The sequence below is a fragment of the Janthinobacterium sp. J1-1 genome (assembly GCF_030944405.1).
GTDB lineage: Bacteria > Pseudomonadota > Gammaproteobacteria > Burkholderiales > Burkholderiaceae_D > Janthinobacterium.
This window is the reverse complement of record NZ_CP132339.1, coordinates 1,066,438-1,085,755: the sequence shown is the minus strand read 5'-3', so window position 1 is coordinate 1,085,755 and position 19,318 is coordinate 1,066,438. Positions and strand designations below refer to the sequence as shown.

General features: G+C 63.0%; 14 protein-coding genes. 5 read left to right on the top strand and 9 right to left on the bottom strand.

Translation table 11 applies throughout. The features are described from left to right. Positions 1–47 precede the first annotated feature (47 nt). Complete coding sequence (locus Q8L25_RS04900; RefSeq protein ID WP_308923811.1) at positions 48–2,546, bottom strand: IPT/TIG domain-containing protein; 2,499 nt, start codon at positions 2,544–2,546, stop codon at positions 48–50. A gap of 655 nt (positions 2,547–3,201) precedes the next feature. On the opposite strand from Q8L25_RS04900, the gene metH reads away from it, so the two are divergent. Together metH and Q8L25_RS04890 are read left to right on the top strand one after the other, a co-directional pair. Beyond that, entirely contained in the window at positions 3,202–6,999 is a 3,798-nt protein-coding gene (metH, locus tag Q8L25_RS04895; protein WP_308923810.1) for a methionine synthase, read from the top strand. Between the two features lie 95 nt (positions 7,000–7,094). Beyond that, a complete protein-coding gene (locus tag Q8L25_RS04890; protein ID WP_308923809.1) occupies positions 7,095–7,466 on the top strand; it encodes an SPW repeat protein in 372 nt (123 codons plus the stop codon). Positions 7,467–7,607: 141 nt separating this feature from the next. On the opposite strand, the gene Q8L25_RS04885 is transcribed toward Q8L25_RS04890, so the two are convergent. From Q8L25_RS04885 to rsmB, 8 genes are all read right to left on the bottom strand, one after another. Continuing rightward, on the bottom strand, positions 7,608–8,888 hold the full coding sequence (locus tag Q8L25_RS04885; RefSeq protein WP_308923808.1) for an EAL domain-containing protein: 1,281 nt from the start codon (positions 8,886–8,888) through the stop codon (positions 7,608–7,610). 129 nt (positions 8,889–9,017) lie between these two features. Then, a complete protein-coding gene (locus Q8L25_RS04880; RefSeq protein WP_308923807.1) occupies positions 9,018–9,797 on the bottom strand; it encodes a class II glutamine amidotransferase in 780 nt (259 codons plus the stop codon). An 86-nt stretch (positions 9,798–9,883) separates the two neighbouring features. Then, the gene (locus Q8L25_RS04875) at positions 9,884–10,141 is read right to left on the bottom strand and encodes a DUF3567 domain-containing protein (protein WP_308923806.1); all 258 of its coding nucleotides are present in this window, start codon (positions 10,139–10,141) and stop codon (positions 9,884–9,886) included. 162 nt (positions 10,142–10,303) lie between these two features. Further along, complete coding sequence (locus Q8L25_RS04870) at positions 10,304–10,702, bottom strand: GTPase (protein ID WP_308923805.1); 399 nt, start codon at positions 10,700–10,702, stop codon at positions 10,304–10,306. Beyond that, a complete protein-coding gene (locus Q8L25_RS04865) occupies positions 10,699–11,421 on the bottom strand; it encodes a response regulator (RefSeq protein WP_308923804.1) in 723 nt (240 codons plus the stop codon). Before Q8L25_RS04865 ends, Q8L25_RS04870 begins: the two co-directional genes overlap by 4 nt. Positions 11,422–11,535: 114 nt before the next feature. Further along, positions 11,536–13,815, bottom strand: a complete 2,280-nt coding sequence (locus Q8L25_RS04860) for an ATP-binding protein (protein ID WP_308923803.1) — start codon at positions 13,813–13,815, stop codon at positions 11,536–11,538. Beyond that, positions 13,815–14,336 (bottom strand): DUF4390 domain-containing protein, encoded by a 522-nt coding sequence (locus Q8L25_RS04855; RefSeq protein WP_308925650.1) that lies wholly within the window; start codon positions 14,334–14,336, stop codon positions 13,815–13,817. The genes Q8L25_RS04860 and Q8L25_RS04855 overlap by 1 nt, the downstream gene beginning before the upstream one ends. Before the next feature lie 76 nt (positions 14,337–14,412). Next, positions 14,413–15,834 (bottom strand): 16S rRNA (cytosine(967)-C(5))-methyltransferase RsmB, encoded by a 1,422-nt coding sequence (gene rsmB, locus Q8L25_RS04850; protein ID WP_308923802.1) that lies wholly within the window; start codon positions 15,832–15,834, stop codon positions 14,413–14,415. A 330-nt stretch (positions 15,835–16,164) separates the two neighbouring features. Here rsmB and argS point away from each other — a divergent pair, with 330 nt between their 5' ends. The 3 genes from argS to Q8L25_RS04835 are packed head-to-tail and all read left to right on the top strand — an operon-like array spanning position 16,165 to position 19,302. Beyond that, complete coding sequence (argS, locus tag Q8L25_RS04845; protein WP_308923801.1) at positions 16,165–17,874, top strand: arginine--tRNA ligase; 1,710 nt, start codon at positions 16,165–16,167, stop codon at positions 17,872–17,874. A gap of 20 nt (positions 17,875–17,894) precedes the next feature. Beyond that, positions 17,895–18,611 (top strand): SPOR domain-containing protein, encoded by a 717-nt coding sequence (locus Q8L25_RS04840; protein WP_308923800.1) that lies wholly within the window; start codon positions 17,895–17,897, stop codon positions 18,609–18,611. A 19-nt stretch (positions 18,612–18,630) separates the two neighbouring features. Then, positions 18,631–19,302 carry a thiol:disulfide interchange protein DsbA/DsbL gene (locus Q8L25_RS04835; RefSeq protein ID WP_308923799.1) on the top strand — a complete coding sequence of 224 codons (672 nt, stop codon included), beginning with the start codon at positions 18,631–18,633 and terminating at the stop codon, positions 19,300–19,302. Positions 19,303–19,318: the final 16 nt, after the last annotated feature.

Sequence of the window (19,318 nt, the reverse complement as noted above, 5' to 3'; positions counted from 1 at the left end):
TCAGCCGCCCGACGCCGGGCGGCTGAGCGCTTGGCAAACCAGGGCGCTTACTGGCGCGCCACCTTCACCATGCGGCCACGTACCGACGACGACAGGCTCACCTCGAAGCGGCCACCGGCCGGCAAGGCGCTGATATCGACCGAAGCGGTACCGCCCGTCAGGGCGCTGGCGACCACGGTCTTGCGGCCATCGGCAGCGACGAACAGCACGGCGGCATATGGCTCGACGTCGGCATTCCACGTCAGGGCCAGGGCGGCGGCCGTTTGCTTGACCTCCAGCGAGGCGGCGCTGGCCACGGCGGCACGGCGTGCCGAACGGTCCAGCTTGCTGACGACCTTGCCGTTGGCCAGCACGTCGATATCGCTGATGTCGCCGGGGTTGGCAAAGCTGACACGGAAGTGGCTCACGTCGACTCTGCTGTCGGCCAGCTGCTGCGTATCAAATGGCACGTTAATAGTTTGTCCGGACGCCGTTAAAATCCGCAGGCTGTATTTGGCGCTGCTGTCGGCGGTAGCGATACGCGCGGTGGCCGAGGCCACGGCCGGGTGCAATTGCACGCCATTGGCGGTGATGCGGCCCGAAATGGTCAGATAACCATTGTCGGCGGCCAGCACATTGGCGCCCACCGAGGTGCTGCGGCCGGTGCGGGCGATGCGGGCGGCGTAGCTTTCCAGGAACTGCTGGATGCGGGCATAGCTGTAGTCCGAGAACCAGGCGCCGCTGCAATAGCTCATCACGTCCTTCATCTGCTTGGTGCTGCCGTTGCTGGTGTAGGTCGCCTGGCTCAACTGGCCGATGGCGGCGCCGTAGTTGCTGTTATACAGTGGCTGGCTGCCCAGGTCGCCGTTCGCATACGGATAGTCGGCGGCGGTATTGGTCGGCGAACCGCAGGCGACGTGCTGCAGCGCATGGTTGTGGCCGATTTCATGGATCATCGTCGTCAGCCACTCTGGCCATGCATTGCCGAAGGCATCGACCGAGGCGGTGCGGGTGGCGCTGGCGTCCAGGCCGATCGCCGACGGGCTGGAAACGCCCGTGGTGCGGTCGCTGATATACGCCAGGCCGGCGGTGCGGCTGGCCGACATCTGCGTGGCGAAACCGTAGTAGAAGGCGGTGCTGTCTTCTTGGCTGCGCGCCGCTTCAATCTTCGGCAGGGTCTCGCTCCACCAGGTGTCGACCGCGCTGCTGCCGCCGACATTGAGCGCCACGCGCTTGGTGATGGTGATGTCTTCGGCGGCGTAGGGATACACGCGCACGATGGCGGCACGGATCACTTCAGGATCAGGCAGGACGGAAGTGCCGTCGTTGGTGGTCAGGGGCACCAGCACCAGGTGCATCTTGGCGGCCGACGACACGGCCGGCGTGGCTTGCTGGCTCACTTGCGTGCCATCGTTGCCGACGGCCGTCACGCGCACCTGCAGGCCGGGCTGGATCCAGCTGGCCGGCAAGGCGGCGCTGAAGTTGCCGTCGAAGCTGTAGGTGTTCTTGGCCGTTGGCAAGGTGGCCGGACCATTCAGGACCAGGCTGCCCAGGTTGGCGCCGGTGGACGAGGTGGCCGCCAGGGTCACCGCCGGGCTGCTGCGGCCGGCCAGGGTACCCAGCACCGACACGCGCACGGCGGCAGGCTTGCCACGCGTCAAACGCAGCGCCGCATCGCTGGCGCTCAGGTTCAGCACTTGCGAAAAATCGATGGCGCCCAGGGTGAACGCCGCCACGGTGCCGGCATTGACGGCGGCGCGCGACGGCGCCGACAGCATCAGGTTGCCGGTGGCCGAGCTTGGCGCCGACACGCGCAGTTCGGTGGCGCTGGCGCTGACGATCGTGGCGGTGGTCGCACCGATGGTGGCGCCATTGACCTGGTCCAGGTTGCTGCCGGCCACGGTCACAATCACATTGGCGCCGCTGATGGCGGTGCTGATCGACGTCACGCCAACGGTCGGCAAGACCGTGAAGGCGGCGCTGGTCAGCGCTTCGTTGAAGGTACCGCGCACGGTCAACTGGCCCGTCACGGCGCCGACCGGCACCACGAAGGTCACGCTGCTGTCGGTATGGCTTTGCACGGTGGCGGCGGTGCCGTTGGCAAACACCACTGCCGTGACATTGGCCATGCCGCTGCCGGTGATGGTCACGCTGCCGCCGACGATGCCGCTGGCCGGTGTCAGTTCGCCGGCCGTCAACGGCAGGTAGACCGTGATGGCCTGGCTGGTGGCGACCGTGCCGCTGGCGGTCACCAGGGTCAGGGCGCCGGTGACCGGCGTGGCCGGCATCGCCAGGGTGGCGCTGCCGGCGCTGACATTGCTCGCAACCAGGGTCACGCCGCCGACCTGGAAGGCCGAGACGCGGTCGAGGTTGCTACCGGTGACCGTCACGCTGGTGCCGATGGCCGCGCTGTTGGCCGAGACGGCCGTCACGGCCGACACCACCGCCGGCGCGGGGTTGGTGGTGGTGGTCGCCACCACGGTGCCGGTACCGCCGCCACCTCCACCGCCGCCGCAAGCGGACAGACCCAGCATGGCAATCAATGCAATAAGCAAATGGTTTTTCATGGCTGGCATCCGTTTCCGCGCAGCGCGACAGCAGGAGAAGTGAAAGAGGTATGTGACATATCGGTGACTTTTGGAGAGAATGTTGATCTAAGGAACCGACATTATGATTGAATAAAATTCCGAAAGACAACTATTAATGACTTTGGTTTAAATACTCTCGGCAGTAATTAACATAACTCACAGACAACCTTTATTTTAGGCATTACCGCTCTCGCTCTGTATTGCTATAGATCAAGCTTTGTTTTCAAATAGAACATTGGCAGTTGGTTCATAAAAAAAATTTTCACGGATTTACAAAAATGTGGGGATTTTTCCACATAAACAGTGACTATCAAGATGATATCTTTTAAATAATTAACAATTTGGCCGAGATTTTTACAAATGTAATGCGGGAGAGAATGTGAGAGAAAGTGTGATGGCACGATCGCCACGCTTTTTGGCATGCCAATGTGTTGCGTGGACGGCCTATCCGCAGCCGCCAAGGGCTTTTGCCCAAAACCAAAACTGCGCGATGCCGTATAATTTTAGACCCGGTGAACTCAGGCGATTGCCCCCTTCCGCCAGCCTATCCGGCCGGCGCACTCCGTCGGCTGATCCTGCTGATGCGCAACGCCTGCCCACCGCGCCGCCGCCCGTTGCCTATTGAAAGCATGAAATGACCGATACCGTGATCCCCGCCCTGTCCCCGACCGAAGCCTCGTTGCGCGCCATCATGGCGCGCCGGATCATGATCCTCGATGGTGCGATGGGCACGATCATCCAGCAGTACAAGCTCGACGAAGTGGCGTATCGCGGGGGGCCAACTGGCCGCTTCATCGACTTCGCCGCGCCGGCCGACTCGGGTGCGCGCGAGTTGTTCGTCAAAGGCAATAATGAATTATTGACACTGACGCAGCCGCATATCATCCAGGAAATCCACGAGCGCTACCTGGCGGCCGGCGCCGACCTGATCGAAACGAATACCTTTGGCGCCACCACCATCGCCCAGGACGACTATCACATGGCGCACCTGGCCTATGAGATGAATGTGCAGGCGGCAAAACTGGCGCGCGCCGCCTGTGACAAGTATTCCACGCCGGACAAGCCGCGCTTCGTGGCCGGCGCCCTGGGACCGACGCCAAAAACCGCGTCGATTTCGCCGGACGTGAACGATCCGGCGGCGCGCAATGTCACGTTCGACCAGCTGGTGGCGTCCTATCTGCAGCAAACCCGGGGCCTGGTCGAAGGCGGCGCCGACGTGCTGCTGGTGGAAACCATTTTCGACACCCTCAACTGCAAGGCGGCGCTGTTCGCGATCGACCTGTTCTACGAGCAGAACCCGGAGGTGGTGCGTTTGCCGTTGATGATTTCGGGCACCGTCACCGACGCGTCGGGCCGCATCCTGTCAGGCCAGACCGTGCCCGCCTTCTGGAATTCCGTGCGCCACGCAAAACCGCTGACGATAGGCCTGAACTGCGCACTGGGCGCGGCGCTGATGCGCCCGTACGCGGAAGAGCTGTCGAAGATCGCCGACACCTTCGTGTGCATCTACCCGAACGCCGGCCTGCCCAACCCGATGAGCGACACCGGCTTTGACGAGTTGCCGGAAGACACCTCCGCCCTGCTGCGCGAATTTGCCGACGCGGGCTTCCTGAACATGGCCGGCGGCTGCTGCGGCACCACGCCCGAACATATCAAGGCCATCGGCGAGCTGCTGGCTAACAATACGCCGCGCACCCTGCCCGCCAAGAGCCACGACCTGCGCCTGGCCGGCCTGGAGCCGTTCGTGGTCAATGACGACTCGCTGTTCGTCAACGTGGGCGAGCGTACCAACGTCACGGGTTCGAAGGCGTTTGCGCGCATGATTCTCAACGAGCAATACGATGAAGCCTTGTCGGTGGCGCGCCAGCAGGTGGAAAACGGCGCCCAGGTGATCGACATCAACATGGACGAGGCGATGCTCGACTCGCTGGCCGCCATGACGCGCTTTTTGAACCTGATCGCCTCCGAACCGGACATTTCACGCGTGCCCATCATGGTCGACTCGTCGAAATGGTCGGTGATCGAAGCGGGCCTGAAATGCGTGCAGGGCAAGGCCATCGTCAATTCCATCTCGATGAAGGAAGGCGAAGCGGAGTTCCTGCGCCAGGCCACCCTGTGCCGCCGCTACGGCGCGGCGGTGATCGTCATGGCCTTCGATGAAAAGGGACAAGCCGACACCTTCGAGCGCAAGATCGAGATCTGCGCGCGCGCCTATCACCTGCTGGTCGACGCGCTGGACTTCCCGCCGGAAGACATCATTTTCGATCCGAACATCTTTGCCGTGGCCACCGGCATCGAAGAGCACAACAACTACGCGGTCGACTTCATCAACGCCACGCGCTGGATCAAGGACAACCTGCCACATGCCAAGATTTCCGGCGGCGTGTCGAACGTGTCGTTCAGTTTCCGCGGCAACGATCCTGCCCGCGAAGCAATCCATACCGTGTTCCTGTACCACGCCATCAAGGCCGGCATGACCATGGGCATCGTCAACGCCGGCATGGTCGGCGTATACGACAACCTGGACCCGGAGCTGCGCGAGCGGGTGGAAGACGTGGTGCTGAACCGCCGCGAAGACTCGACCGAACGCATGATCGAATTTGCCGGCACCCTGAAGGCGGGCGGCGGCAAGGCCGACGTGCAGAACCTGGCCTGGCGCGAAGGCACGGTGCAGGCGCGCCTGTCGCACGCGCTGGTGCACGGCATCACGCAATTCATCGTCGAAGACACGGAAGAAGCGCGCCAGGAACTGCTGCACAACGGCGGACGCCCGATCCATGTGATCGAGGGACCGTTGATGGCCGGCATGGACGTGGTCGGCGACTTGTTTGGCCAGGGAAAAATGTTTTTGCCGCAGGTGGTGAAATCGGCGCGCGTGATGAAGCAGGCCGTGGCCCACCTGATTCCGTTTATCGAGGAAGAAAAACTGCTGGAAGAAAAGCGCACCGGCATCGTCGCCAAGCCGAAAGGCAAGATCATCATGGCCACCGTGAAAGGCGATGTGCATGATATCGGCAAGAATATCGTCACCGTGGTGCTGCAATGTAATAACTTCGAAGTGGTGAACATGGGCGTGATGGTGCCGTGCTCGGAAATCCTGGCGCGCGCCAAGGTGGAAAACGCCGACATCATCGGCCTGTCGGGCCTGATCACGCCGTCGCTGGAGGAAATGGCCTATGTGGCCAAGGAAATGCAGCGCGACGAACACTTCCGCATGCTCAAAATTCCGCTCTTGATCGGCGGCGCCACCACCAGCCGCGCCCACACGGCCGTCAAGATTGCCCACAACTACGAAGGGCCCGTCATCTACGTGCCGGACGCCTCGCGTTCGGTGTCGGTGGCGCAGTCGCTCTTGACGCCCGAGCAGCGCGACAGATACGTGGAAGACATCGAACTCGATTACGCGCGCATCCGCGAGCAGCATGCCAACAAGAAGGCGCTGCCGATTTTGTCGTTAGCCAAGGCGCGCGCCAACAGGATGGCGCTGCCGTTTGACGGCGCCAGCACGCCCGTGAAACCGAAGTTCATCGGCCGGCGCGTCTTCAAGAACGTCGACCTGGCCACGCTGGCCAACTATATCGACTGGGGTCCGTTCTTCCAGACCTGGGACCTGGCCGGCCCCTTCCCCGCCATTCTGACCGATGAAGTGGTGGGCGACGCGGCCACCAAGGTGTATGCGGAAGGCCAGGCGCTGCTGAAGAAGCTGATCGACGGGCGCTGGCTGACGGCCAATGGCGTGGTGGCGCTGCTGCCGGCCAACAGCGTCAACGACGACGATATCGAAGTCTATACGGACGATACGCGCAGCACCGTCGCCTTCACCTACTACGGCATGCGCCAGCAGGGCGTGAAACCGGTGGTCGACGGCGTGCAGCGGCCAAACCAGTGCCTGGCCGACTTCATTGCGCCAAAGGCCTCGGGCGTGAAGGATTACATCGGCATGTTTGCCGTGACGTCCGGCATCGGCATCGAGAAATACGAAAAGCGCTTTGAAGACGCGCATGACGATTATTCGTCCATCATGCTCAAATCCCTGGCCGACCGCCTGGCCGAGGCGTTTGCCGAATACCTGCACGAGCGCGTGCGCACCGACCTGTGGGGCTATGCCGCCGGCGAGCAGCTCAGCAACGACGACATGATCGCCGAGAAATACGTCGGCATCCGTCCGGCGCCCGGCTACCCGGCCTGCCCCGAGCACACCGTCAAGCGCGAGATGTTCGACGTGCTGCAGGCCGGGGAAATCGGCATGCAGCTGACGGAGTCCTACGCCATGTTCCCTGGCGCGGCCGTGTCCGGCTTTTACTTTGCCCACCCGGAATCGAAATACTTCGTGGTCGGCAAGATCGGTGAAGACCAGGTGGAAGACATGGTCAAGCGCCGTGGCGTGCCGAAGGAAGATATCGAACGCTGGCTGGCGCCGAATTTGTCCTAAGCCCGCCAGGTGGCGCGCGGAACTTTCGCCCGCCGCCATGCCACTAAGGCTGTATGCGGGCGTCGGGGGGCGCCGGCATCTTCTTGGGAGGCAATATGGCAACGCAATTCAAACTGAAACGCTGGCAGGACCAGGTGATCCTGCTGCTGGGCCTGTGGCTGATCGTGTCGCCCTGGGCCCTGGGCTATGCGGAAGGTTCGCCGCAGATGATCAATGCCCTCGCGTCCGGGCTGGTGATCGCCGTGCTGGCCGCCTTCGACCTGTACAAGACCTATTTCTGGGCCGTCGTCGTCAACCTGCTGGTGGGGGTGTGGGTGGCGGTGTCGCCATGGGTGCTGCGCCTGGCCGACCAGGGCCCCATCCTGTGGAATTGCCTGATTACCGGCATCGCCGTGGTGGTGCTGGCCCTGTGGGAGCTGCGCACCGATCCCGAGCTGCACAAGCATTGGCCGGGGGCGGCGGCCTAAACAACATTGTTGGCGGTGGCGGTAGTGTCGGGTTACGCTACGCTAACCCGACCTACGGCCATTTGAAGCCGCGTAGGTCGGATTAGGCCCATCGGGCCGTAATCCGACAATAGTGTTGGCCATGCCCATGGTGGTGCAGGATTACAGCGCGTATCTGACGACGTTGTCACTCCACTCGAACGCGGCCATTTCCAGCTCGACCAGGTCGTCGGGCGACATCGCCAGGTCGCGCAGGGTCGGCACGATCTCGCCTTCCATGTCTTCGATGCGCTCGATGCATTCGGCCAGGCGCAGCAAGTCGCCATAGAAACCGCCGCGCGACAGCAGCGCTTCGGCCACTTCGTCGATCACTTCGATCTGTTTCAGGATATCGGCCATCGGCACGGCAAACAGCGTGTCCATCAGCGACATGATGCCGACCGTAAAGGCGATATCGGCCGAATGGGCGTGGTTCGGGCGCAGCTTGCTGGCCAGCAATTCGAGCAGGCGGCCGCGCGTGGTGGCCAGCATCAGCAGCGGCGTCATGCTGTGGCCGCGCTTGCTTGGCTCCGCATACAGCATGATTTGCAGCCAGCGCTGCAGCTGGCGGCGGCCCAGCACGCTGACGGCCTGGCTCAGCGAATCGATGCGCTGCCGCGCGCCGACGGCCGGCGTGTTGACCAGGCGCAGCAGGTTCAGGGCCAGCGACACGTCGCGCTTGATGGCGCGCTCGATGTCCATATTGTCGGCGTCCGAGGTGACCAGGGTCATCAGTTCCATCACGGCCAGCTGCGACGGCGACAGCTTCTTGCCCGTCATGATGGCGGGCTTGGCAAAGTAATAGCCCTGGAAGTAATCGAAACCGAGGTCGAGGGTCGACTTGAATTCTTCGCGCGTTTCGACTTTTTCGGCCACCAGTTTCTTTTGCTCGCGCTTGAAGCGCAGCGCCAGGCTGGCCAGGGCCGCAGGCTCGACCGTGCGCATGTCCATCTTGACGTATTGCACCAGCGGCAGCAATTCCTGCACTTGCGCCGTGTCGGCCACCACGTTTTCCAGCGCAAACACAAAGCCATGGCCGGCCAGCTCGCTGATGCGCGCGCGCAGTTCCGGCGTCACCTGCATCGATTCGACGATTTCCAGCACTACTTTTTCGCGCGGCAGGAAACTGAAGATGTCGCTCATGATCACATCGGCGTCGACATTGACGAAACCGAGCGCGTCACCGACCACCTTTTCCATGCCCAGCTGCGAGGCATGGGCGATCACGGTGGCCGTGGCCGACAGGTCGCTGGTGATATTGGCAGGCCCGACCGGAGCGTTGCGAAATAGCAACTCATAGCCGAACAGGGCCTGGTTGCGGTCGAGGATGGGCTGTCGCCCCAGATAGAACTCGCGCACGCGCAAGGGTTTCGGGGTGATGTCGTTGCTGGAAATATCGATCATTAAATCTTCATCAATCACGTCGAGTGACACTGGCGGCGCCACGCCTGCGTCAGGGTTCACTATTGACCATACCATGTGCCCGCGCTGTTGGCTATTTTGGCAGCATTGCCCGGTATTGTCGTCAACAAATTAAATCACGGGCGCTTCTTGTACAGCGCCGTCTACAAACAGCTTCAGTTCACCGGGCGCGAACGCCGTCCATTGCTCGTTGGTCGTCAATGGCTGCGTGACGATCACGGCCACCCGGTCCTGCGGCGTGGTGACCTGGGAAAAGTCCACGCTGAGGTCTTCGTCGGATAGTTTAGCAGTTGGAAACGGATGCTGTCGCACCAGATAGTGCAAACTGGTGGAACAGTGGGCAAACAGCGCCTCGCCGCTCGACAGCATCATGTTGAAGGTGCCGTGCGCAGCGATGCCCGGCAACAGCTCGGCCAGCGCCGCGTGCAGCTGCGGCAAGGCGGGCGGCGCGTCGCCGAAGCGCGCGTGCAGCTCCTGCAGCAGATAGCAGAAAGCCCGCTCGCTGTCGGTACAGCCGACCGGGCGATAGCTGCCATTCAGCACGGGATTGAATTCCTTCAAGTCGCCATTGTGGGCGAAGACCCAGTAGCGGCCCCACAGTTCGCGCACGAAGGGGTGGCAGTTTTCCAGCGCTACCCGGCCTTGCGTGGCCTTGCGGATATGCGCGATGACATTGCGCGACTTGATCGGATAGCGTTTGATCAGCTCGGCCACCGGCGAGGCGATGGCCGCCTGGTGATCGACGAAATGGCGCACGCCGGCGCCTTCGAAAAAGGCGATGCCCCAGCCGTCGTGGTGGGTATCGGTATGGCCGCCGCGCATGGCGAAGCCGGTAAAACTAAAGACAATGTCGGTGGGGACATTGCAATTCATTCCGAGAAGTTGGCACATGATGACTTTGCAGCAAGGTAACCCCGCCACCTTACCATGCCGTCAAGGGAATGGGGTTGGTGGCGATCGCCACCAACCCGCCGTGTCTAGTGCAGCAGCACCGGCTGGCTCATCAGGGAATCGTAGCTGCCGAGAAATTCATCGATTTCTTCCATGGTCGGTTCGCTGGCGATCAGCTCGCTGACATCGCGGCGAAAGTTTTGCGCCAGCACGCCGGCGATAAAGGTTTCGCGCTTGCCGCTCTTGTCGACGATTTCATAGCCGCCGAAACGCAAGGCGTCCAGGTTGCGGTCGGCGCCGAATTCCACGACGCTATATTGCTCGCTGTTATAGATCAGGTTCATTGTGCGTCCTTCGCTCAAGCAGGAGGAACTCCTGCGGTTTCAGAACAGAGGTGGGGACCATGCCATGGCATTTCAAGCGCGATCCCGCTCTGCAGGGAAAGTAGTTGTAACGAGATGCAAACTGCGTGCAAACTGCGATCGGGACGGCTACGGCAATAACGGTCAGGCGGTGACGGTCAGCTCAGGCTCCAGCGCCAGCCAGGCATCGTAGGGACTGGCGGCAAGCCAGCTGCGCAGTTGTTCGATATGCGTGGCGTCTGCCAGGCTGAGGAACAAATGCGCGGGCGGATGGCGCAGAAGACGATTCAATGTTACACGCAATACCAGATTGCCGCTGCAGCACAGGCAACCGGGTGCGATGCGGAGCAACTGCAATGCGGCGGGAGGGGAAGTGTGTTCGGCCAGGTCGGCCAGGATGGAGTTGCCGTCAGCCAATCCTTCGAGGATCACGGCAGTGGATTGCCCCGGCGGCAAGGCTTGCGCGATGGCGGCCTCGCGCAGGCTGGCATGGCCGCCGCTGACCAGGGTCAGCGGCGTCAGACGCCTTGCCGGTGCCGTCACAGGTTTTTCTTGGCCAGCTTGCCCGGTTCGACGCCCAGTTGCTTGAGCTTGCGGTACAGATGGGTGCGTTCCAGGCCCGTCTTTTCCGCCACGCGGGTCATGCTGCCGCCTTCGCGGCCCAGGTGGTGTTCGAAATACATGCGCTCGAAGGCGTCGCGCGCCTCGCGCAGCGGCAGGTCGAACGACAGATTGTAGCCATGGCCTTCGGCCTGGGCCGGTGCGGCGATGCCGGGACGCACCATCATCTGCTGCGGCGCACTGCCGCCAAAGCTCGGCACCGGATGGCTGCTGTTCTCTTCGACGGGCGTCGGCGCCACCGGGCGCGGCGCGGCGGCCGGCGCGCGCACGGTTTCCTGGGCGCGGGTCAGGCCTTGCTGCACGGCTTTCAACAACTTTTGCAGGGCGATCGGTTTTTCCAGGAAGTTCAATGCACCGATGCGTGTCGCTTCGACTGCCGTATCGATGGTGGCGTGGCCCGACATCATGATCACCGGCATGGTCAGCAAGCCATCGCGCTGCCACTCCTTGAGCAGGGTCACGCCGTCGGTATCGGGCATCCAGATGTCCAGCAGCACCAGGTCGGGCGCGCCGGCGGCACGTGCTTCGCGCGCCTGCTGCGCATTTTCAGCCAGCTGGATAGCATGGCCTTCGTCACCCAGTATCTCCGAGAGCAACTCACGGATACCCATTTCATCATCCACTACGAGTATGTTTGCCATTCGTGTCTTGCCTTCCTCATTTCGCCGCCCCGCGCACCCAAACGGCACGCGGCGGACAACTATGATTTTATTAGTGTTTTAAATACTAAACCAGACGCTTTCGCCAGCACAATGCTAAGCCACAGCGTCGGGAGCTAACTTTAACAGCAAAATGACGACCGAAGCGCCACTGCTGTCGACGCGGTTCTCGATATCGATGCGCCCACCGTGTTCATCGATGATTTTCTTCACCATCGCCAGGCCCAGGCCGGTGCCGCGCGCCTTGGACGTGACATACGGCTCGAACGCGCGCGCCAGGATCTTGGGCGCGAAACCGGGGCCGTTATCGGTGATGGCCATGCGCACGGCGACGTTCACGCCACCGTCCGCACTGCGATAATGAATTGCTTCGGTGCGCACGTCAATGCGGGGATGCGGTGTGCCCTCCGGCAAGTCCGCCATCGCGTCCTGCGCGTTCTGCAGCAAGTTGTGGATCACCTGGCGCAACTGGGTCGGATCGCCCATCACCATCGGCAGGTTCGGCGCCAGCAGCGGGTGGATGATGTCGCCGTCGTCGCCGCCCAGGTAGAGGTTCAATATCTCCTCGATCAGCTCGTTCAGGCGCAGCGGCGTGAGCACCGCCGGCGGCGTGCGCGCATAGTCGCGGAAGTCGTCGACCATGCGCTTCATCGCATCGACCTGCTTGACGATGGTGGTGGTGGCGCGGCCCAGCAGGTCGGCGTCGCTTTGCTCCAGCTTGCCTTCGAGCTTCATCTGCAGGCGTTCGGCCGACAGCTGGATCGGTGTCAGCGGATTCTTGATTTCATGCGCCAGGCGGCGCGCCACCTCGCCCCAGGCGATCGAACGCTGGGCCGAAATGACGTCGGAAATATCATCGAAGACGACGATGTAGCCGCTGCCGGACTCCAGCGGCAAACGCGAGCCGCGCGCCAGCAGGGTGATGTCGTGCTCGTCTGCGCTGCTGCCCAGGCGGCGCGGAATTTCCATCTGGCGCTGCCAGTGCAGGCGCTGCAAATGGCGTCCCGAGGCCGATTGCGCGCTCTGCGCCGAAAACGCGCTGACGATGGCCATGCCAAATTCTTCCATGCCGGTAATGCTGACCAGCGGCTGGCCGACCATGGTCACGCCCGCATGCTGCAAGATGCGCTCCACCGATTCATTGCAGGTGACCAGCTTGAAGTCGCCGTCGAGCACCATCACGCCGGCCGACATATTGGCCAGCACCGACTCCAGGTGGGCCTTGGCGTTCTGCAAGGCGGCGCGGTTGCTTTCCACCGCCGTGCGCGCGTCGAGCAGCTGGCGCGTCATGATGTTGAACGATTGGGTCAGGGTGCCGAGTTCGTCGCGCGAGGCAACGATGGGGCGCGGCGACAGATCGCCCTCGGCCACCGCGCGCGTGCCTTCGGCCAGCAGCAGCAGCGGCTGGGCCAGCTTGCTGGCGATCAGAAAGGCGCTGCCGATGGCACCGAAAATGGCCAGCAGCAGGGTCAAGGTGAGAATTTCCATGTACATCTTGCGCAGGCCCACGCGCGCCACGAAACGTTCCTTGTATTCGCTGTACGCGCCACGCAGCATCTCGCCATTGGTGGCCAGCTTGGGCGGCACGGTTTGCAGCAATTGCAGGTAGCGTGGCGACACGGATGGTCCGGGCACGGCCACCAGCACGCGCAGGCGCAGGCTGGCGGTCGCCTCTGGCCCCAGCGGGCCGGCGCGCATGCCGCCACCACCCGACTCGTTGCCATCGTCATGCAGCTCGGCGCCGCCTTCGGCCGAGGCATAGCCGGCTGGCGTGGCCGCCTGCGCCAGCATGGCCGCCGTCGGCAGGTCGGCGCCGCTGTGCGGGCCCGCGCTGGCCAGCAGCACGCCGTCGCCGCTGACGACCATCACGTTCTGCATGCCCTCTTCACGCAGCAGGCTGGTCAGCACTGCCGGGCCGGTGACGGGATCGCTGCGCAATTCATCGACCGCCTTCTTGCCGCGGTGGTCGAGTTCGACCAGCGCCGCGTCCAGGCCGGCGCGGCCCAGCTCCAGGCCCGATTCCAGCGCCGCTTCGATCTTGACGTTGAACCACGATTCGATCGAGTGCGTAACGAACTGCACCGACACGAGAAAGATCACCAGGCCCGGCAGGATGCCGACGGCGGCAAACAGCATTACCAGCCGCATCATCAGCTTCGAGCCGAACTTGCCGCTCTTGTAGCGCGCATACAGCCGGCCCAGGGAAATGCCGACCAGCGCCAGCAAGGACACGGCGACGGCCGCGTTCAGGCCCAGCAGCCAGGTGTAGTAACGGTCGAAAAAGCCGGAATTGTCGGATGCCGACGCCAGCAGGAACAGCAGGATGCTGACGATGCCGCCGCCCACCACCAGCAGATAGCGCAATGCCTGGCTCACTACTCCGCCGTATACAAGAAGGTTTTTTTGTTCGAAGCCAGGCGCCAGTCGCTGTTGTTGAAGGCGTTGACCTGGATCGGCTTGGGCAGGTAGTCGCGGTCCATGCCCATGCGCAAGGTGACGTTATAGGTCTGCCCCACTTTCAGCGCGCCGCGCGCCGCCACCAGCCAGCGGCTGGGCCGCCGGATCAGGAACAGCGCGTCGTCCAAGGTGGCGAAGCTTTGCTGCAAGCCGCCCAGCGAGACGTGATACTGGCGCGTCAGCACGTTGTACGACAGCCGGCTGGTCTGGCGCGCAACAATCGCTTTTTCGTCGAACCAGTACCAGCGTGGCCGGGTCAGTTCGATTTCCGTCGTGAAAAACAGCGGCACGCCATGCTGCACGGCGTCGTCCAGGTCGTGATTGAGGTCGAAGGAATAACTGGCCGCCAGCTTGTAACCCTCGTCGCTCGCTTCGATATAGGCACGCGTGATCTCGACCACATCGGCGGCATGCGCGCGTGGCGTCAGGCATGCCAGCATCAGCAGCAGGGTCAGGAGGCGGAAAAATGTCACAAGCGTGCCGGTCGTATCCGTGGAAAAAGGGGCGACAAATCGCTCAAGCCGCATTTTTTTGAAATAGCGCATAGAACAAACCGTCATGGTCCTGTTCCGCGCTGCCGGTCGGCAACAGCTGGCCAGGGGCTGTCAAACGGGTCGCATTATTGCGCACCGCAAATGCTGCCGCTTGTGCTTCGGACTCTTGCGGCCACAATGAACAAGTCACGAACAACAATTTACCATCGGGGCGCAGCATCTGCCACAGATTGTCCAGAATTTTCGAGGAAAGTGTTGCAAGTTGCAAGGCGTCGCCCTTGCGGCGCAGCCAGCGGATGTCCGGGTGGCGGCGCACGATGCCCGAGGCCGTGCACGGCACGTCGGCCAGGATGCGGTCGTACTGCTGGCCGTCCCACCAGGCGTTTGACTGCGCGTCCTGCGCCTTCAATGTCGCCTCCAGGCCCAGGCGCTCGAGGTTTTCGGCGATGCGCGGCAGGCGCTTGGCGTCGGCGTCGATCGCCGTCACCTGCACCTCGGCCAATTCCAGGATATGGCAGGTCTTGCCGCCGGGCGCGGCGCAGGCGTCCAGCACGCGCATGCCGTCCTGCAGATCGAGCAGCGGCGCGGCCAGCTGCGCGCCGGCGTCCTGCACGGAAACAACGCCCTGCTCGAAGCCGGGGATCAGCGCCACGCCGATCGGCTTGTCCAGGCGCACGGCAAACGGCCCCACCTGGCGCGCGGCGATGCCGGCCTGCTGCAATACGGCAAGATAATCTTCCACCGTGCTCTTGCGGCGGTTTACGCGCAGGGTCAAAGGCGGCACGGCATTGCCGGCCGTCAGGATGGCTTGCCAGTCGCGCGGATAGGCCACGCGCAGCGCGTCGATCCACCACTGCGGATAATTCCATTGCGCCAGCGGCTGCTGCAAGGCCGCCTCCAGCAGGGACTTGCGTTCGCGCAGGAAACGGCGCAGCACGGCGTTGACCATGCCCTTGGCGTGCGCCAGGTCCGGGTGCGAAGTGGCCACCGTGACGGCCTGGTCGACCACCGTGAATTCTTCATACGGCTGCTCGCCCGGCTCGGCCGACATCAGGGACAGCGCGCAGCACAGCAGCGCGGCCAGCATCGGCGGCTCGGGTGCCTTGGAGGTCATCAGGCCGACCAGGGTTTCGCTGCGGCCCAGCTGGCGCATGGTGCGATAGGAAATATCCTGGATCGCACCGCGCGCCTGCGGGCTGGCGTTCGATTGTGCAAACACTTTGGCCAGCGCCTGCGGCAGGGCCGTGCCGGTGCGCACCTGGGCCACGGCATTGGCCGCGCCCAGCAGGCAAAAAGCCAGCGAATCGGCGCGCAGGTCGGGCTGGAAGCCGGGTTGCAGCACCGGTTTCAGGTCGGGGTGGTAGCTGGGACGCAATTTTGCGGTGACCGGCGCGGCGGCAGGCGCCGGCTTGGGGTTCAATTTCAGCGTGGGGCGCTTGTTCATAAATTATCCGGTGTGGCTGCGCGCGGCGGAAAAATCACGAACGCGCGTCATCATAAAGGGTCGATTGTAGCGTTTGTCAGGCCCTCTGCACCAAGCGATTGCAGCGATCCGGGCAATTCGCTGCAAAAAAGTGCATATATACAAGCGGAACCGGCCAGGTTGATGTTTTCATGCACCAATGGCCGGCACGCCGCCCTGCCCTGCGGCGTATTGTTCCCGCCAGCAAACCAGTATAATTACCGCAGTCTGGACGACGGCATCGACCGTCGTCCGTTTTGCTTTCTGATTCATTCTATTCAATCTTAACGCGGTTCCGCCGCCATCCTGCTCATGCTCGCCCAACAGAAACAAGAAATCATCGCCCTGTTCCAGGCCGCCCTCGCTCCCGTCCTGGCCGGCACTTCGCTTGCGCCTGCCGTGGTGCTGGAGCGACCACGCGACGCATCGCATGGCGACGTCGCCTGCAATATCGCCATGCAACTGGCCAAGCAGCTGAAACAAAACCCGCGCGAGCTGGCGCAAACCATCGTCACGGCCGTGCTGGCCAACCCGGCCGGCAAGGGCCTGATCGAGGCCGTCGAGATCGCTGGTCCCGGCTTTATCAACGTGCGCGTGTCGAACGCCGCCAAGCAGGCGGTCGTCAATACCATCCTGGCCGAAGGCGGGCAATACGGCCGCAGCACGGCCGGCGCCGGCAAGCAGGTGATCCTGGAATTCGTCTCGGCCAATCCGACCGGTCCGCTGCACGTGGGCCACGGCCGCCAGGCCGCGCTGGGCGACGCGCTGTCCTCCCTGTTCGATGCGCAAGGCTACAAAGTGACGCGCGAGTTCTACTACAACGACGCCGGCGTGCAGATCCAGACCCTGGCCAATTCGGTACAGGCGCGCGCGCGCGGCTACAAGCCCGGTGACGCCGAGTGGCCGGAGTCGGCCTACAACGGCGACTACATCAGCGAAATCGCCGACGACTTCAAGGCCGGCAAGACCGTCTCGGCCAGCGATGGCCAGCCCGCCACCGCCAATGGCAATGTCGAGGACATCGATTCGATCCGCCCGTTCGCCGTCACCTATTTGCGCAACGAGCAGGACATCGACCTGCAGGCCTTCGGCGTGAAGTTCGACAATTACTACCTGGAATCGTCGCTGTACAAGGACGGCAAGGTCAACAGCGCCGTGGAAACGCTGGTCAAGGCCGGCCACACCTATGAACAGGACGGCGCGCTGTGGCTGCGCACCACCGACTATGCGGACGACAAGGACCGCGTGATGCGCAAGACCGACGGCACCTACACCTATTTCGTGCCGGACGTGGCGTATCACCTGGTCAAGTGGCAGCGCGGCTTCGTGCAGGCGATCAATATCCAGGGCAGCGACCACCACGGCACCATCGCCCGCGTGCGCGCCGGCCTGCAGGCGCTCGACATGGGCATCCCGCAAGGCTACCCCGACTATGTGCTGCACAAGATGGTCACCGTCATGAAGGATGGCGAAGAGGTGAAAATCTCGAAGCGCGCCGGTTCCTACGTGACGGTGCGCGACCTGATCGAATGGTCGGGCGGCGGCGATATCGCCAAGGGCCGCGACGCCGTGCGCTTCTTCCTGATCTCGCGCAAGGCCGACACCGAATTCGTGTTCGACGTCGACGTGGCCTTGAAAACCACCGATGAAAACCCGGTCTATTACGTGCAGTACGCGCACGCGCGCATCTGCCGCATCCTGGAAAACTGGGGCGGCGACGAGAGCACCATCGCCGGCGCCGATTTGTCGTGCCTGAGCGCGCCGACCGAAGCGACCCTGCTGGCGACCCTGGCCGCCTACCCGGAAATGCTGGCGCGCGCGCAAGCCGAACTGGGACCGCACCAGGTTGCCTTCTACCTGCGCGACCTGGCCGCCAACCTGCACAGCTTCTATTTCGCGGAAAAAGTGCTGGTCGAGGACGAGGCCGTGAAAATGGCCCGCCTGGCGCTGGTACTGGCCGCGCGCCAGGTGCTGCGCAACGGCCTGGCACTGATCGGCGTGTCCGCGCCAAACAAAATGTAAACGCAAAGGTCCGAACCTTCATGAATCAAGCTTCCCGCTTTACTTCCAGCCGCCGCCAGCAGGGCAACACGCTGGTCGGCATCATCATCGGCCTGGTGGTCGGCCTGGGCATCGCCGTGGTGGTGGCGCTGGTGATCTCCAAAGGCAATTCGCCGTTTACCGACAAGTCGGGCAAGGTCGGCAAGTCGCTTGAGCCGACGGCAGGCCAGATCGCCGACCCGAACAAGCCGATGTATGGCAACAAGGAAGCGGCGCGGGAAGCGGCACGCGATTTTTCGAAGGAGCCACGCGAACTGGCCTTGCCGGGCCAGATCACGGCGCCGGCCGCGCCGGCCACCACGCCACGGCCGCCCCCACCGGACGCGCTGCAGGAATTGATCGGCACCCTGAAGGACAAGCCGGCGCCGAAAGCCGCGACGGCCACCGCGCCGGCAGCGGCTCCGGCGGCAGCAGCACCGGCCGCGCCACCGGCGCAAGCCAAGGCCGATGCAGCCGGCGACAAATGGATTTATTATCTGCAGGCCGGCGCCTTCCACGAGATGGCGGACGCCGAAAGCACGCGCGGCAAACTGGCCTTGCTGGGCTTTGAAGCGGCCATCAGCGACCGCAGCACCGATGCCGGCGTGCTGCACCGCGTGCGTATCGGCCCCTTCAACCAGGTCGATGCCATGAACCGCGCGCGCACCAAACTGTCCGACAACGGCATCGATGTCGCCGTGGTCCGGAATTCTAAATAAGTCGAAACAAGGAAGCAGCATGCGTTTTCTGAAAAAAGTCCTGTTTGCCGCCGCCCTGTGCGGCGCCGCCGCCGGCGCTTATGCCTCGCCGGCCGAGCCGAAGAACGGCGTCGAATATGAAACCCTGGCCACGGTGCAGCCGACCGAAGCGGGCAAGAAGATCGAAGTGACGGAATTCTTCGCCTATTACTGCCCGCATTGCAATGTGCTGGAACCGCAGCTGGCGGCATGGGTCAAGAAGCAGGGCGACAATATCGTCTTCAAGCGCGTGCACGTGTCGCGCGACGCCAGCGTGGCGCCGCAACAGCGGCTGTTCTTTACCTTGCAGGCAATGGGCCTGACGGAACAACTGCACGGCAAGGTATTCCAGGCCATGCACGTCGAGCATAACCGCTTGAATACCGATGACGCCGTGTTCGACTTCGTTGCCAAACAGGGCGTGGACCGCCAGAAGTTCATCGACACTTACCGCTCGATGGGCATTTCCGGCCGCGTGCGCAAGGCCGACGCCATGATGCAAGGCTATAACGTCACCTTCTGGCCGATGATCGCCATCGATGGCCGCTACATCACTTCGCCATCGCAGGCCGACCAGGGCAGCAAATCGGCGAAGAACGAAGAACAGCTGAACGCCCAGGCACTGACCGTGATGGACGTGCTGGTGGCCAAGGCCAAAGCGGAAAAGAAATAAACGTGAGCATCAGCTG

Coding starts and splice junctions, on each gene's coding strand:
- Q8L25_RS04900 (WP_308923811.1), bottom strand. CDS start 2,546: ATGAAAAACCATTTGCTTATTGCATTGATTGCCATGCTGGGTCTGTCC.
- metH (WP_308923810.1), top strand. CDS start 3,202: ATGACCGATACCGTGATCCCCGCCCTGTCCCCGACCGAAGCCTCGTTG.
- Q8L25_RS04890 (WP_308923809.1), top strand. CDS start 7,095: ATGGCAACGCAATTCAAACTGAAACGCTGGCAGGACCAGGTGATCCTG.
- Q8L25_RS04885 (WP_308923808.1), bottom strand. CDS start 8,888: ATGATCGATATTTCCAGCAACGACATCACCCCGAAACCCTTGCGCGTG.
- Q8L25_RS04880 (WP_308923807.1), bottom strand. CDS start 9,797: ATGTGCCAACTTCTCGGAATGAATTGCAATGTCCCCACCGACATTGTC.
- Q8L25_RS04875 (WP_308923806.1), bottom strand. CDS start 10,141: ATGAACCTGATCTATAACAGCGAGCAATATAGCGTCGTGGAATTCGGC.
- Q8L25_RS04865 (WP_308923804.1), bottom strand. CDS start 11,421: ATGGCAAACATACTCGTAGTGGATGATGAAATGGGTATCCGTGAGTTG.
- Q8L25_RS04855 (WP_308925650.1), bottom strand. CDS start 14,336: ATGCTGGCATGCCTGACGCCACGCGCGCATGCCGCCGATGTGGTCGAG.
- rsmB (WP_308923802.1), bottom strand. CDS start 15,834: ATGAACAAGCGCCCCACGCTGAAATTGAACCCCAAGCCGGCGCCTGCC.
- argS (WP_308923801.1), top strand. CDS start 16,165: ATGCTCGCCCAACAGAAACAAGAAATCATCGCCCTGTTCCAGGCCGCC.
- Q8L25_RS04840 (WP_308923800.1), top strand. CDS start 17,895: ATGAATCAAGCTTCCCGCTTTACTTCCAGCCGCCGCCAGCAGGGCAAC.
- Q8L25_RS04835 (WP_308923799.1), top strand. CDS start 18,631: ATGCGTTTTCTGAAAAAAGTCCTGTTTGCCGCCGCCCTGTGCGGCGCC.